Here is a 14046-nt window from a genome sequence, read left to right on the forward strand (position 1 = left end):
GGCGGGGGTGAAGCTATCGCGCCGGAGGGCCGTCAACACGCTTAGCGCTGCCAGAACATGAGGGATGGGGCGGGATGAGCTGAATCTCCCGGGCCCGGAGCGGCGGCGGCCGCCGTCGTCCGGGCCCGGGAGACCCGGGGTGCACAGCGCGGACCGGGTGCGGTCCGCGGGTGCGATGTTACGGGGTGGTCTTGACGGTGATCTTGCCGTCGATGATGTCCTTCTTCGCCTTCTCGACGGCGGTGACGACATCGGTCATCTTGGTGTACGCCGGGTTGGAGTCGGCCAGGCCGACGCCGTCCTTGTCCAGGCCGTACCGGATCTCACCGGACTCGGGCTTGCCGTCCTTGACCGACTTGATCAGGTTGTAGACCGCGTCGGAGACGTCCTTGGTGACCGAGGTGAGGATCTTGTCCTTGTACTTGGCCAGGCCCTTCTGGGCGTACTGGTCGGAGTCGACGCCGATGGCCCACTTGCCGGCCGTCGCGGTCGCCTCGATGGCGCCGAAGCCGGCCAGACCGGCGGCGTGGTAGACCACGTCGGCCTTCTTGTCGAGCTGGCCCTGCGCGGCGGCCTTGCCCAGGTCGGGCTTGGAGAAGCCGTCGAAGTTCGGGGGCTGCGTCAGGTACTGCGAGAGGACCTTCACCGACGGGTCGGTGGCCTTGACGCCCTGCTCGAAACCGGCCTGGAACTTCTTGATCAGCGGGGTCTCGACACCGCCGATGAAGCCGACGGTCTTCGTCTTGCTGACCTTGGCGGCGGCGACGCCCGCGAGGTAGGAGCCCTGCTCCTCGTTGAACACCATGTTGGCGATGTTCTTGTCGGTCATCGAGGAGTCGTCGATGATCCCGAAGGAGACCTTGGGGAACTTCGGGGCGACCTTCTTGATGGCGGGCGCGTAGGCGAAGCCGATACCGATGACCGGGTTGTTGCCGGCGCGGGCCAGGTCGGTCAGGCGCTGCACCTTGTCGGCGTCGGCCTCCCCGTCCGTCGGCTCCGAGTCGGTGCCCTTGATGTCGAGGTCCTTCTCGGCCTTGGCCAGACCGGCGTAGGCCGCGTCGTTGAAGGACTGGTCACCCTTGCCACCGACGTCGTACGCGATGGCGGCCTTGGCCCCGCCGGAGCCGGTTCCTGCGTCCGACGACGACTTGCCGCCACAGGCGGTGGCGGAGAGCGCGAGTGCCGCTGACGCGACGCCCACGGTGGCTATCCTGGTGATCCGGCGCACGGGAGGCTCCTTCTGGCCTAAGCGCCTCTTCCGGCGCTGGTTTCGCGGCGATCGTAACGCGCGTAGATGTCAGATAAAGACCTGTACGGAAGCCGTTATCGGATCGTCGCGAACGGGAAGCGAACAGCAGGCGAGCGGACGGCACGCCGGAGCTCCGCGGCCGGTTACGGACGGTCGCCGTCGATCAACGCGGCGGCGGTGAAAAGCTCCACGCCGACCTGGATGGCATGCTCGTCGACGTCGAAATCACCACGATGCAGGTCGTACCGCGCCTGGCTGCCGGGGGCCCGTACGCCGAGCCGTGCCATGGCTCCCGGCACCTGTTCGAGATACCAGGAGAAGTCCTCGCCGCCGAGGCTCTGCTCGGTGTCCTCGATCGCATACGAACCGCGGCGCGCGGCCTGCGCGGTGCGGAGCAGTTCGGTGACGACGGGGTCGTTGACGACCGGCGGCACCCCGCGTACGTATGTGATCTGTGACTTCGCGCGGTGGAGCGTGGCGATCTCGTCGATCGCGGCGTGCACCAGGTCCGGCGCTTCCCGCCACGCGGGCAGGTCCAGGCAGCGGACGGTGCCGGAGAGTTCGGCGTGCTGCGGGATGACGTTGCAGGCGTGGCCCGCCTCGATACGGCCCCAGGTGACGGCGAGCCCGGAGCGGGCGTCGACGCGGCGCGCGAGCAGCGCGGGGACGTCGGTGGCGACCTTGGCGGCGGCGGTGACCAGGTCGGTGGTGAGATGCGGGCGGGCGGTGTGACCGCCGGGCCCGTCGAGGGCGATCTCCAGCCGGTCACAGGCGGAGGTGATCGGTCCTGGCCGCAGTCCGATCGTTCCGGCGTCGACCTTGGGGTCGCAGTGCACGGCGATGATCGATCCGACGCCGTCCAGCACACCGGACTCGATGGCGTCGGCGGCGCCGCCGGGCAGGACCTCCTCGGCGGGCTGGAAGATCAGCCGTACGGGCGACGGCAGCAGCCCCTGCCGGTCAAGACCGGCGAGGACGAGCCCGGCGCCGAGGACGGCGGCGGTGTGCACGTCGTGCCCGCAGGCGTGTGCCCGGTCGGGCACGGTGGAGCGGTACGGGACGCCGGTCTTGGTGTCCGGGATGGGCAGGCCGTCGATGTCGGCGCGCAGCGCGAGCATGGGGCGCGCGGGGTCCGGGGTCCCGATGTCGCAGACGAGCCCGGTCCCGGTGTGCAGGACGCGCGGTGCGAGCCCCGCCTGCTCCAGCCGCCGCTTGAGCGCGGCGGTGGTCCGGAACTCCTGGTTCCCCAGCTCGGGGTGCATGTGCATGTCCCGGCGGAAGGCGATCAGCTCGTCGCGCAGGGCGTCGGGCAGCGTGCCGGGGAGCGCCGGGTGGGTCGCTTCCCCGGGCAGATCGGTCTCGGACTCGCAGGACATCAACTGGCTCACCTGTCGAAGGGTAGGCCCCTTTAGTGATCAACCAACCATGGATCAACAAAATTTCAGCCACTCAGGCGAAGAAATTTTATGCCTCCGCGCTTGGCGATCACTCACAGCGGGTATCACAAGCGATTTCGCCCAGCCGGGTGTCCGCGTCCCAGCCCCGGGGTCCGCCTGATGGGCAGCGCCGCAGGCGGCGAGGAGAGGCTCCCGGAGACCGGCGAGAGCGGGGCGGGGATTGGCCCGCGCGCCCCCGCCGGGGAGAAGGCCCGCCGGGAGGAGGGGGAACAGGGAAGAGGACGAACGGGCGCCGAACCGCGACGTGACCACGACGGAGGTTCGTATAACTGGACCTATACTGATCAGTATAGGTCCAGTTATACGACTCCGGGAGTGGCCGAACGATGCTGGAGAAGCCTTCATGGGTACACGACCGCGACCGTGAATGGCGGGTCCTGAACCAGTTCCTGTCCGCCGAGGACCCGTACCTGCGGCTCGGGCTGCTCTCCGGACGTAGGCGCCACGGCAAGTCGTTTCTGCTGCGCGCCCTCGCCGAACAGGCCGGCGGTCTGTATCTGACGGCGGTACGGGAAGAGGGGCGCACCGCCTCGCTGCGGCGGGCCACCGCTGCCGTCGCCGCCTATGCCGGGCTGCCGGAGGCCGAGGTCGCGATCGGCGACTGGGAACGGATACTGACCACGGCGCTCGACCAGACCGCCGCCCGCGCGGCCGTTCCGCTCCTCGTCATCGACGAACTGCCCTATCTGCTGGAGCACTCTCCCGAGGTCCCCGGCATCCTCCAGAAGCTCTACGACGACTCCCGCGCCCGGGCGGGCGCCACCGGGGAGCGCGGCTCGGGGGCCCGGATCATTCTGTGCGGTTCGGCCATGAGCGTCATGCACGAACTGCTCTCGGGCTCCCAGCCACTGCGCGGCCGGGCGGCCATGGACATGCGGCTCGCCGCCTTCGGTTACCGGGCCGCCCGGCGGCTCTGGTCGGTCGAGGACCCGGCGGTCGCCCTGCGGCTGCACGCCGTCCTCGGCGGTGCGCCCGGCTACCGTCAACTGGTCGCGACCGGCACCCCCGACTCGGAGGCGTCGTTCGACACCTGGGTCGTGGACAACCTCCTCAGCCCGGACATCGGCGTCTTCACCCGGACCGAGACCGAGTACCTGCTGCGCGAAGATCCCCGCATCACCCGCCGCACCCTCTATTACGACGTCCTCACGGCGGTGGCCCGAGGAGCGTCCTCACCGGCGAAGATCGGCGGTCTGATCGGCCGGGAACGGACGGCGCTGGCACACCCGCTCGACGTACTGCAGAGCTCCGGATACCTGGTCAAGGAGCAGGACATGCTGCGGGGCCGCAGCACCAGCATCAAGGTCGTGGACCCGGTGATCAGGTTCAATCAGCTCGTCGCCGTTCCCCGGGCCGATCTCATCGACCGGGGCCAGTCCGAGCAGGCTTGGCGGGCCTCGGCCACCACCTTCCGGTCGAAGATCCTCGGACCGCACTTCGAAGAGCTGGCCCGCCAGTGGACGGGGCATTACGCCCACGAGCTCCTGCCCGACCTGGAACCGGGCGCGATCGGCACGACCGTCGCACCCGACCCCGCGGCGCGCACCGCCCACGAGATCGACGTCATCGCCCTCGACCTGGACAGCCGCCGTCAGCAGCCCGGGGCCCGTATCCGGCTGCTCGGAGAGGCCAAGGCGACGGTCGAGCGCCGAGGCCCGCACGACCTCGCCCGCCTGGAGCACATCCGTACCCTCCTGGCCGACCAGGGCTACCGAACGGACGGGACGGTTCTCGCCCTGTTCTCGCTCAGCGGCTTCCACTCGGACCTGGCACGCATCGCCGAACGCCGCGCCGATGTGGCACTGGTGGACCTGGCGACGCTGTACGGAGCGCAGGGCTGACCACAGGGCCCGCTTGTGTCAGATCGGCAGGTCCCACCCGGGGCCGTCCTCGGTGCCGAGCCACACCCTCTGGCCGGCGGCCGAGACCGTGATTCCGAACCGCTCCTGGTGAGGCTCGTCGGCAGCCTGCCAGCACTGCACGGCCCCTTCGACCCGATCCCACAGACGAACGGGGCCCCGCTGGACAACGGTCCACCCGCCTTGGGAGGTGGGGGCCGTCCGGGCCTGCGAACCGGTGGACACGTCCCAGAGGATCTGTTCCGCCCCCGCCCCCATGCGTTCGGCCGAGGGCGCCGCGAGCTGCGCGACCCAACCGCCCGTCCAGTCGTCGAGCTTCGCGGGGTCGATCTGGCTCGGACGCTCATCTCCAGGCAGCAGGGCCAGCATCGCGCGCGGCGGACGGTCGTGCGGCCGGGCGATCATGAAGCTGGTGTAGCCGGGCAGGAAACGGCCCGTGGCCTCCCCGGGGCCGGTCACGTCCAGCAGTGCAAGGGCGTTGGCGTAGCTCCACCCGGACAGCGTGACCAGAATCCTTCCGCCCGGCTGCACCTGGTGCAGCCACGGCAACGGAATATATCGGACCGAACACGTGGCGATCAGCCGGTCGAACCTGCCTCCGTCCGGGTCACCACGCAGCCCGTCACCGATGATCAGCCGGGGCGCGAAACCGGCGGCCTTGAGCGCTGCTGCCGCAGCACCACCGACCACCGGGTCGTACTCGACGCTGGTGAGGTTGGCGTCCCCGAGGCAGTGCGCACCGAGGGCGGTCGAGTACCCGGTGCCCGTGCCGATCTCCAACACCCGGTGACCGGCCTCGGCGCCGAGTTGCTGCCACATACGCAGCACCAACGACGGCAGGGTGGAGGACGACGACGGAGAGCCGGCCACGGTCCCCTCGGTCACGTCGTCGGGCCTGACCCGACCGTCCAGTTGGGTGATCAGCGTTTCGTCGGAGTAGGCCCCCTCCAGCCATCCGGGCTCCCCCTCCCTGACGGGCCGGTAGCTGGTCGGAACGCTTCCCGTCACCGGCATGAAGTAGGACCCGGTGAACAGCTCGCGCGGAACCGCCATGACGGCGCTGCGCCAATCAGGTTCCGTCAGGGCGCCCTCTTCGGTGAGTCTGTCCGTCAAGGCGTGGCGAAGCCGAGCCGATGTGCTCACGCGTCGGGGCCTTTCTCCAACTGGTCGGTCAGAGCATGGAGCGAGGACCGCGCCGCCACACGGAACCGCACCCGGCCCCCGACGGCGGCCGGCCCGCCACCCGAAGAGGGTGGCGGGCCGGGAGTGGTACCGGTGTGGGCGTGCTCAGGCGGCGCGGAACTCTTCGGCGCTGACGGACGCGACGAAGGACGCGAACGAGTCGGCGGGGAACGCCAGTTGCGGACCGCTCGGGTTCTTGGAGTCCCGCACGGGGACCACGCCGCGCGAGGCGACGAGATTGATGGCGACCTCTACGCAGGTACCGCCGTTGCCGCTGTAGGAGGAGGTGAACCAGCGAGGGGATGCGTCGGTTGTCACAGGATGCCCTTTCGTACCTCGTTGATCAGGGCCACGGATGCCGCTTGGGAGAGCGCTTCGGCCTGTAGTTGATGGTAGGCCCTCACCAGCGGCACCACGGTAGGGATATCGCGGTCCAGATATCCCCGGGTCTGCGACTCGACGTAGGAGACCACGGACCGGTCCGCCAGGGTCAGCAGATTGACCACCCTGCTGAACGGGCACCGCTCTCCTATGGCGAAGGGGGCGATCTGGAGCATCGTGTTCGGCTGATCGGCGAATGCGATCAGTCGCGTCAGCTGGGCCTCCATGACCTCGGGCCCGCCCACCATCTTGCGGATACAGCTCTCGTCCAACACGGCGATCACGATGGGCGGGTTGGGCCGTTCCAGGGCGGCCTGCCGCTCGGCCAGGAAGGTGAGCCGTTCCTCGGCCTGTTCGGGCGGGATGGCTCCGCGCTTGACGTTCGCCGCCTCCACGGCCGTCGCGTACTCCGGTGTCTGGAGCAGCCCAGGGATGGCACCGACTTCGAAGATACGGATCTCCACGGCGCGCTCCTCGCACCGCACGTACTCCGGGAAGCCCTCCAACAGGCTGCCGTGCCGAAGATCGCGCCACTCGCGTTCGAATTCGTCGCCGACGTCCAAAACGAGATCAGCACGGCGCGCGAAGCGCAGAGTTGGCGGTTTGCGACCAGTTTCGACAGCGGACACATGCTGCCCTGAATATTCCATCTGGTCCCCGAGGTCGTCCTGCGTCACCCCGCGCGCCTCTCGCACACTGCGTAAACGCGCTCCGAACGCCGCTCGTGGCGATGCTTCCGGGTTCAGATCCTTGCGGTTGACCATGGCGTGGCCCTCTCTTCAATCCCTGCTGCCAGGTTGCTTGCTTTTCCGAGGGTAGGTGACTCTGAACGCGTTTGGTAGTGGATCCGCTACGGAGAGGAGTCATCATGTCCGACAACAGCGTCTCCGCCACGTCGCAGCAGCCCCCGCGTATCCCGGCCCCCGATGGGCCCAAGTCCCCGGTCGAGCGGCGTTCTTCCGGGATCGTGCCGGTCGCGCCGTACCCCCCGGTCGACCTCGCCCCCGAGCCGGGTTGCGATCTCTGCGCCTGGTGGGACCGGCGCCGGGAGAACGCCCAGCGCGGGATCGATTCGGCGACGCCGCTGGAGTGCGCCCGGCAGATCGCCTCGCACCCGCACCGCAGGGCGGGAGACCTCGGATGACGTCCGGCGCGCGCGACGGACGGTGTTACCCGGCGCGGCGGCTCCAGCGTCTACAGCCGAACGTGCCCGTCCTCGGGCAGGAACTCCGGGTGGGCATGGCGGTGTTCGACCACAGGACGGACATGCCCGGCCTGATCCGTTCCTTCGCCGGATCGGTGGTCCGCCTGGTCCGTCCCTCGGGCCACACCTGGGAGGCCCCCCGATTGTCGGTCCGCCCGGCGACCGCGCGGGAACAGACACAGCTCCGCGCCCTCGCCGCCCTGCACCGCGAGCAGCGGCCTCCCGCGCGGAGGGAGGGATGAGCGCCGCCCCGCTCTACCGCCTGACCGTGATCTGCGAGGGTCCGGTCAACGGCGCGTGGGTACGGGTCGTCCTCGCCGCCCGGCAGTCGGCGTCGCCCGACCACGCCCTGTTCTTCCTGCGCTGTCAGGCCCGGCGCATCGCCGACGGGCTCGACCCCGACCCATGGTCCCTGTGGGCCCCTCCGGGCACCCTTGTCCGCGCAGGCCCCCCGGTCCCGGACGCGCCCACCGAACTCCGTTGCTGGTGCGACGACTTCGCAGCCCAGGAGAAGGCGCGGAATCATCTCCTCGCCGGTGCGGCGTTCACCTTCCGCGCCTCCGACCACACCGGCCTCTACCTGCTCGCGGCGGCGCCCGTACCCGCGTACCACCCGTCAACCCCGGTGCCCCGCCCCGGCCGCCGCAGACACCGCAGACCCCGCTGGTACGACCGGTTCCGTCTGCGACGACGCCCCGGCCGGATACGGGCTCGGGATGACGCGAGCCCGGCCCGCCCCCGTGAAGAGGGAGCGGGCCGGGGACGGTGCGGGCGGGTCAGGCCGGCGACGGCAGCCTCGGGAGGCGGTGGACGTCGCGGGCCGTGCCCGTGACGCCGGAGAGGAAGCCCTGCGCGCGGGGCGACGCCGTCTCCTTGAGCCATTCCGGGGCTATGTCGCAGACCGCGACCCGTACGCCCGTGCCCGCGAGGGCCAGCGGCAGGGTGTGGACCACCGTGGACGGGAAGCTCAGCACCGTACGGCCGATCGGGCCGCGGCGGGCGATCAGCTCCAGGGGCAGGTCGGGGCGGACGATCTCCAGGCCCGTCGCGATGTGGAGCTGGTGGAGCTTGTCGACGTTCTCGCGCCGGTGGGCGAAGTAGCGCGTCGCGCCGTGGGTACGGGCGAGCGAGATGACCGCCTCGGTGTACAGGTCGGCGTCGACCACGCCCGTCTCGACCAGCGAGGTGCCGACCATGTCGGCGCCGGTCGTGATCCGCGGCGGCCCGAAGGTCGCACGGGTCCAGGCGAAGGTGTTGGCCGTGACGGTGATGCCGTGCGGCACCCCCTCGACCGGCATCGAGGTGAAGACCTCGACCGCGCGGGCGGCCGACGGGGTGAGCCGGCGGCGCGCGGCCGCGGTGACCGGCGCCAGGACCAGTTCCCGCGGCCCGCGCGCGCCGCCGCGCCGGTGCCAGCGCACCAGCCGCTCGCCCCGGGCGAGCTGCCCGACGAACTCCATCGTCGCGGTGCCGTCGTCGACGACCGTCAGTTCCTTGGTGGGAACCAGGGCCAGCAGGAGCTGTACGTAGCGGGAGAACGGGTCACCGATGACGACCCGGTCCGCCTTGCGCAGCAGTGGTGCCAGCTCCCGTACCGTCCGCAGCGGCGCCCCGGCCCCGCCGCGCGCCTCCTGCCAGCGCACCGTGAAGCCCTCGTCGCGGGCCAGTTCGGCCACCCGGCGGAGCTGGCCGCGCGACATGGGGTCGGTGGGCGACAGCACGACGACGGTGAGCGCGTCGCCCGCCCGGCTGAGGTGCGCCCACTCCAGCACGTTGAGCAGTTGGACCGGGCTCTCCACGAAGGCGATCGTGGGGGCGGCGGGGGTGTCGGAGAGGGGGACGCCCGCGGGCGCCGAAGCCGCTGTCTCGCTCTGGTACGGGGAGCTGCCCCCGCCGGCACCGGTCATGGCGTCAGACCGCGACCGGCTCGGCGGCCTCGGCGACGACGCCCGCGACCCGGCGGAGCTTCTTCATCGGGCCCAGCTCCGACTCGTACACCTTCTTGACGCCGTCACCGAGGGAGGCCTCGATGGTGCGGATGTCGCGGACGAGGCGCGTCAGGCCCTGCGGCTCGACGGAGGCGGCCTGGTCCGAGCCCCACATGGCGCGGTCGAGGGTGATGTGGCGCTCGACGAACGTGGCGCCGAGGGCGACGGCGGCGAGGGTGGTCTGGAGACCGGTCTCGTGGCCGCTGTAGCCGATCGGGACGTTCGGGAACTCGGCCTGGAGGGTGTTGATCACCCGCAGGTTCAGCTCCTCGGCCTTGGCCGGGTACGTCGACGTGGCGTGGCAGAGCAGGATGTTGTCGCTGCCCAGGACCTCGACCGCGTGGCGGATCTGCTTCGGCGTCGACATGCCGGTGGAGAGGATGACGGTGCGGCCGGTGGCGCGCAGGGCGCGCAGCAGCTCGTCGTCGGTGAGGGAGGCGGAGGCCACCTTGTGGGCGGGCACGTCGAACTTCTCCAGGAAGGCGACGGCCTCGGTGTCCCACGGGGAGGCGAACCAGTCGATGCCGCGCTTGGCGCAGTGCTCGGCGATGGTGCGGTACTCGTCCTCGCCGAACTCGACGCGGTGGCGGTAGTCGATGTACGTCATCCGGCCCCAGGGGGTGTCGCGCTCGATGTCCCACTGGTCGCGCGGGGTGCAGATCTCCGGGGTGCGCTTCTGGAACTTGACCGCGTCACAGCCCGCCTCGGCGGCCACGTCGATCAGGGCCAGGGCGTTGTCCAGCTCACCGTTGTGGTTGATGCCGATCTCGCCCGTGATGTAGACGGGGCGGCCGGGGCCCGCGGTCCGGGTACCGAAGGTCCGCAGGCGGGAAGGGGAGTTGGTGCTCATGGCGGTGCGTCCTTACTTGTTGACAGTGTGGAGGGTGTGGGGGTTCACGGGGCGGTGGGGGTGGCGGGAGCGGTGGAGAGCGCCGGGCCGAGCAGCCAGGTGGCGATCTCCCGGACGGCTCCCTCGCCGCCGGGCGTGGTCGTGACGGCGCGCGCCGCGGCGCGTACCTCGTCGTGGGCGCTCGCGACGGCCACCGGCCAGCCGGCGAGGCCGAAGCAGGGCAGGTCGTTGACGTCGTTGCCGACGTAGAGGACCCGCTCGGGCGCGATGCCGTGCTCGTCGCACCACTGCTTGAGCGCCAGGTCCTTGCGGTCGATGCCGTGCAGCACCGGTACCTGGAGCTTGCGGGCGCGGGCCGCGACGACCGGGTTCTGCTCGGTGGAGAGGATGAGCAGGTGGAGCCCGGAGCGGCGCAGCGCGGCGATCCCGAGGCCGTCGCCGCGGTGCACGGCGACCGTTTCGCGGCCGTCGGAGTCGATGTGGACCTTGTCGTCGGTCTGCGTCCCGTCGAAGTCGAGGACGACGGCGTCGACATCGTCGTACGAGGGCAGGACCTGCGGGTCGAGCAGCGGCGCGAGGAGCCGGGCGCGGGCCAGGTCGTGCGGGTCGTCGATCTCCAGCACCCGCGCGGGGTCGGTGGGGACCAGCGCGGTGCGGCCGAAGAAGCGGTGGCGTGCGGCGCGGAAGCCGTCGGCGCGCATCGCGTAGGCGGCGCCGGTCTCCAGGTACTCCTGGGGACGGTCCTGGCGGCGCGGCCGGTTGGCCTTGTCGTGGTTGACGCCGTAGCCGTCCGGCTCGGTGCGGCCCGCGCCGTCCTGGCGCCAGACGAAGCCGTGGGTGGGCGCGACGGTCAGGGCGGTGTCGGCGCCGTCCTCGGTGACGGCGCCGGTGACGCCGTCGAGGTCGTCGGCGGTGAGGAAGGGGCTGGTGCACTGCACCAGCAGCACCACGTCGGGGTCGCCTTCGCCGTCCTCGCCGCGCGGGGCGGCGTACGCGTCCATGGCGTGCAGGACGGCGTCCTCGCTGGTCGCGGTGTCCCCCGCGATCGCGGCGGGGCGCAGGACGACCTCGGCGCCGGCCGTGCGGGCGGCCTCGGCGATCAGGGCGTCGTCGGTCGAGACGACGACGTCAGTGACGCGCCGGGCCGCCAGGCAGGCGCGGACCGCCCGGACGACGAGCGGGACGCCGCCGACGGGCGCGAGGTTCTTGGCGGGTACGCCCTTGGATCCGCCGCGTGCGGGGATCACCGCGAGGACGGTCATCAGTACTCCGTAGGGGGTCGGGTGTGCGCGGCTCGTGCGATGACAGGTCGTGCGGGGGTGCCCGGGCGGCCGGCGGGCGCGGTCACAGCTCGCCCATCCGGCGGATGACCGGCGCCACGCGCTGCACCCCGTGGCGGTACGCGCCGCGCGCCGCTCCCCGTACCGCCTCGCGCACCACGCGCCGCACTCCGCCCGCGCTGTTCTCGGCGGTTCTGGCGGCCGCGGGCAGCGGAGTCCCGTCCGCCGCGAGGTGGTAGCGGGCAAGGAGGCCCGGCAGGTATCCGGGGGCGGTCGTGGCCGTGTAGTACGGGCTGATCCCGGGGAGTTCCCCGGCGGCGGCCCGCTCGGTCAGCTCGGTGACGCGGCGGCGGGCCGTGTCGAAGGCCCTGGCGTACGAGCCGTCGGCGGCGACGCCCTGCCTCTCGGCCCACCGGGCGTCGGGGACGGGGCGTCCGCCGCCGTCGAGCTGGTCCCAGGAGGCCAGGCAGCCGGAGCCGATGAAGTGGTGGTTGCCGAGCGGCTCGCGCACCCCGAAGTCGGTGAGGATCGCGGTGGGGACGGAGCGGTGCAGGGACTCCAGTGCGGCCGTCGAGGAGACGGTGACCAGCAGGTCCGTACGGTCCAGGACCTCGCCCATGTTCCCGTACACCAGCTTGAAGTTGTCCGGGAGTCCGCCGGGCACCTTCTCGGCGAGGCGCTGGTAGGGGAACTCCTCGATGTGCGTGGTGTGTTCGCCGGGCTTGCTGCGCAGCTTGAGCAGCACCTGGCGGCGCGGGTGGAGCCTGGCGTGCTCGACAAGACGGCGCAGCAGGTACGTACGGTCGGCGCGGGTCGCCGGTACGGAGGGCTGCGCGGCGAAGACGAGCGTGTCGCGGCCCTCCTCGGGCTGGTAGCGCTCGCCACCGAGGAACGGCAGCGCCGCCTCGGTGACGGAGGAGGCGTCGGCGCCCACGCCCTCGTAGACGGCGCGGAACCGCTCGGCGTCGTACAGGGAGTTGGCGAGGACGACGTCCGCGCCGTGCCGCAGCAGCAGCCCGTCGGAGAGCTTCTCGTAGACGACGCCGACGTAGCCGGTGACGACGACGGGCCGGTTCGCGAGCTTCAGCGCGGCGATGCCGTGCAGCATCGCCTGGACGGCGCCGCCGACGAGGGCCAGCACGACGATGTCGTAGGACTCCTCGCGCAGTGCCCGCAGGAAGGCGGTACCTGTCACCTCGCGCAGGGCGTCCGCGTCCGCGCCGACCTCCGCGAGCTGACGGGCGGTGGGCGTGGCTCGGCCGCGCAGCAGGAAGCCGCTGAGCTCTGTGGGGCGGTCGTCCGGGGCGATACGGCGCGCGGTGAGCGCGCCCCACTTCCACCGGGTGTCGGAGTCGGCGAGCACGGCGACCCGGACCGCTTGGTTGATACGTGATGGCACGTCGAGGACGTTAGGAAGCCATTCCGTTTGTCGGCCCAACTCAATGGCAATGGAGGGTTAACAACACGTCTACGAATGGCGTCGCACCCCCGGAAACGCCCGGAAGAAGCACCGCCTTCGACCGATTCACTGTTCCGACACTCTTCGTTCATCTGGCATGCCCCGCGAAGTCAGCCCTGATGACGGCATGCCCCCTAGCGTCAGCCGGGTGGTGAAGCTCTCTGTTGTCGTGCCGTTCTACAACGTGCGGACATATGCCCCCGAAACCTTGCGCAGCCTGCAGGCGAATACGCGTGCCGACTTCGAATTCCTGCTTGTCGACGATTGTTCGTCGGACGGTACGGGCGAGATCCTGGACCGTGCGGAACGCGAACTGCCCGGCGCCAGGGTGATCAGACATGAGCGGAACGGAGGACTCGCCACCGCGCGCAACACCGGACTGGACGCCGCGACGGGTACGTACATCACGTATCTGGACGGCGACGACTGGGTGGCTCCCGGCTATTTCGAGCAGTTGCTCGCCGCGGCCGAGGAACTGGACTGCGATTTCGTCCGTACGGACCATGTGCAGTTCACCGGGAAGTCCCGGGCGGTGCACCGGGTCCCGGTCGGCCGGCGCTCCACGCCGCTGAACCCCCGGGACGCGATCCTGCCCGCCGACCGGTCCACCTCGGTCGACTACGCCTACGCGTGGGCCGGGATCTACCACCGCCGGCTGGTCGACCGCGGGCTGCTGCACTTCACGGACGGGCTGCGCACCGCCGAGGACCGGCCCTGGATCTGGAAGCTGCACCGGGAGGCGGAGTCCTTCGCCGCGGTGAGCCTGCACGGGGTGTTCTACCGGCGCGGGGTCACCTCGTCACTCACCCAGATCGGTGATGTCAGGCAGCTCGACTTCATCCGCGCGTTCGACCAGGTCGTGGCGGAGACGGCCGCGGACCGGGACGCGGACCTGCTGCTGCCGAAGGCCGTACGGACGTACTGCGCGGTCATGGCCCACCACCTTGGCTCCATCGAGAGGTTCGAACCGCCCGTGGCACGTAAACTCCGCTCGCTCAGCGCGGCGGCCCTCAAGCGCATTCCGGCGCCGCTCCTCACGGAGACCCTGGACTCGATGGACTCCGCGCGCGCCGGGCGGCTGCGCCGGGTCCGCCGCCGTCCGATCGCCCAGCGGGGACCGGAGGCAGCCTGATGAGC

General features: G+C 71.0%; 14 protein-coding genes. 5 read left to right on the plus strand and 9 right to left on the minus strand.

Annotated elements, in window-relative coordinates; genetic code table 11:
* Positions 1-178: 178 nt before the first annotated feature.
* Together ACIQ7D_RS27935 and ACIQ7D_RS27940 are read right to left on the minus strand one after the other, a co-directional pair.
* A complete protein-coding gene (locus tag ACIQ7D_RS27935) occupies positions 179-1228 on the minus strand; it encodes a BMP family protein (protein ID WP_403942020.1) in 1050 nt (349 codons plus the stop codon).
* 164 nt (positions 1229-1392) lie between these two features.
* Positions 1393-2625 carry an amidohydrolase gene (locus ACIQ7D_RS27940; protein WP_403942255.1) on the minus strand — a complete coding sequence of 411 codons (1233 nt, stop codon included), beginning with the start codon at positions 2623-2625 and terminating at the stop codon, positions 1393-1395.
* A 407-nt stretch (positions 2626-3032) separates the two neighbouring features.
* Here ACIQ7D_RS27940 and ACIQ7D_RS27945 point away from each other — a divergent pair, with 407 nt between their 5' ends.
* Entirely contained in the window at positions 3033-4547 is a 1515-nt protein-coding gene (locus tag ACIQ7D_RS27945; RefSeq protein WP_403942022.1) for an ATP-binding protein, read from the plus strand.
* Between the two features lie 18 nt (positions 4548-4565).
* On the opposite strand, the gene tgmC is transcribed toward ACIQ7D_RS27945, so the two are convergent.
* From tgmC to ACIQ7D_RS27960, 3 genes are all read right to left on the minus strand, one after another.
* On the minus strand, positions 4566-5708 hold the full coding sequence (gene tgmC / locus ACIQ7D_RS27950) for an ATP-grasp peptide maturase system methyltransferase (RefSeq protein WP_403942023.1): 1143 nt from the start codon (positions 5706-5708) through the stop codon (positions 4566-4568).
* A 144-nt stretch (positions 5709-5852) separates the two neighbouring features.
* Entirely contained in the window at positions 5853-6065 is a 213-nt protein-coding gene (locus tag ACIQ7D_RS27955) for a DUF397 domain-containing protein (protein WP_403942025.1), read from the minus strand.
* Entirely contained in the window at positions 6062-6892 is an 831-nt protein-coding gene (locus ACIQ7D_RS27960) for a helix-turn-helix domain-containing protein (RefSeq protein WP_403942028.1), read from the minus strand. The genes ACIQ7D_RS27955 and ACIQ7D_RS27960 overlap by 4 nt, the downstream gene beginning before the upstream one ends.
* Positions 6893-6996: 104 nt before the next feature.
* Here ACIQ7D_RS27960 and ACIQ7D_RS27965 point away from each other — a divergent pair, with 104 nt between their 5' ends.
* From ACIQ7D_RS27965 to ACIQ7D_RS27975, 3 genes are read left to right on the plus strand one after another with little or no spacing between them, the layout of a single operon-like run.
* Positions 6997-7272 (plus strand): hypothetical protein, encoded by a 276-nt coding sequence (locus ACIQ7D_RS27965; RefSeq protein ID WP_403942030.1) that lies wholly within the window; start codon positions 6997-6999, stop codon positions 7270-7272.
* On the plus strand, positions 7269-7574 hold the full coding sequence (locus ACIQ7D_RS27970; RefSeq protein ID WP_403942032.1) for a hypothetical protein: 306 nt from the start codon (positions 7269-7271) through the stop codon (positions 7572-7574). Before ACIQ7D_RS27965 ends, ACIQ7D_RS27970 begins: the two co-directional genes overlap by 4 nt.
* Positions 7571-8164: a hypothetical protein gene (locus ACIQ7D_RS27975; RefSeq protein WP_403942033.1), complete on the plus strand. Its 594-nt coding sequence runs from the start codon at positions 7571-7573 to the stop codon at positions 8162-8164. The genes ACIQ7D_RS27970 and ACIQ7D_RS27975 overlap by 4 nt, the downstream gene beginning before the upstream one ends.
* On the opposite strand, the gene ACIQ7D_RS27980 is transcribed toward ACIQ7D_RS27975, so the two are convergent.
* The 4 genes from ACIQ7D_RS27980 to ACIQ7D_RS27995 form a co-directional block, all read right to left on the minus strand.
* Positions 8109-9239: a hypothetical protein gene (locus tag ACIQ7D_RS27980; RefSeq protein ID WP_403942035.1), complete on the minus strand. Its 1131-nt coding sequence runs from the start codon at positions 9237-9239 to the stop codon at positions 8109-8111. The genes ACIQ7D_RS27975 and ACIQ7D_RS27980 overlap by 56 nt on opposite strands.
* Before the next feature lie 4 nt (positions 9240-9243).
* Positions 9244-10170: an N-acetylneuraminate synthase family protein gene (locus tag ACIQ7D_RS27985; protein WP_403942036.1), complete on the minus strand. Its 927-nt coding sequence runs from the start codon at positions 10168-10170 to the stop codon at positions 9244-9246.
* Between the two features lie 44 nt (positions 10171-10214).
* Positions 10215-11432, minus strand: a complete 1218-nt coding sequence (locus ACIQ7D_RS27990) for a cytidylyltransferase domain-containing protein (protein WP_403942038.1) — start codon at positions 11430-11432, stop codon at positions 10215-10217.
* Between the two features lie 82 nt (positions 11433-11514).
* Positions 11515-12849: a DUF6716 putative glycosyltransferase gene (locus ACIQ7D_RS27995; protein WP_403942039.1), complete on the minus strand. Its 1335-nt coding sequence runs from the start codon at positions 12847-12849 to the stop codon at positions 11515-11517.
* Positions 12850-13057: 208 nt separating this feature from the next.
* Here ACIQ7D_RS27995 and ACIQ7D_RS28000 point away from each other — a divergent pair, with 208 nt between their 5' ends.
* A complete protein-coding gene (locus ACIQ7D_RS28000) occupies positions 13058-14041 on the plus strand; it encodes a glycosyltransferase family 2 protein (RefSeq protein WP_403942041.1) in 984 nt (327 codons plus the stop codon).
* Positions 14042-14046: the final 5 nt, after the last annotated feature.

This window comes from Streptomyces sp. NPDC096310, assembly GCF_044763125.1.
Taxonomy (GTDB): Bacteria; Actinomycetota; Actinomycetes; order Streptomycetales; family Streptomycetaceae; genus Streptomyces.

Excerpts from the sequence above, each read along its gene's own strand:
- ACIQ7D_RS27940 (WP_403942255.1), bottom strand. The coding sequence starts at position 2,625 with ATGTCCTGCGAGTCCGAGACCGATCTGCCCGGGGAAGCGACCCACCCG.
- ACIQ7D_RS27945 (WP_403942022.1), top strand. The coding sequence starts at position 3,033 with ATGCTGGAGAAGCCTTCATGGGTACACGACCGCGACCGTGAATGGCGG.
- ACIQ7D_RS27960 (WP_403942028.1), bottom strand. The coding sequence starts at position 6,892 with ATGGTCAACCGCAAGGATCTGAACCCGGAAGCATCGCCACGAGCGGCG.
- ACIQ7D_RS27965 (WP_403942030.1), top strand. The coding sequence starts at position 6,997 with ATGTCCGACAACAGCGTCTCCGCCACGTCGCAGCAGCCCCCGCGTATC.
- ACIQ7D_RS27970 (WP_403942032.1), top strand. The coding sequence starts at position 7,269 with ATGACGTCCGGCGCGCGCGACGGACGGTGTTACCCGGCGCGGCGGCTC.
- ACIQ7D_RS27975 (WP_403942033.1), top strand. The coding sequence starts at position 7,571 with ATGAGCGCCGCCCCGCTCTACCGCCTGACCGTGATCTGCGAGGGTCCG.
- ACIQ7D_RS27980 (WP_403942035.1), bottom strand. The coding sequence starts at position 9,239 with ATGACCGGTGCCGGCGGGGGCAGCTCCCCGTACCAGAGCGAGACAGCG.
- ACIQ7D_RS27985 (WP_403942036.1), bottom strand. The coding sequence starts at position 10,170 with ATGAGCACCAACTCCCCTTCCCGCCTGCGGACCTTCGGTACCCGGACC.
- ACIQ7D_RS27990 (WP_403942038.1), bottom strand. The coding sequence starts at position 11,432 with ATGACCGTCCTCGCGGTGATCCCCGCACGCGGCGGATCCAAGGGCGTA.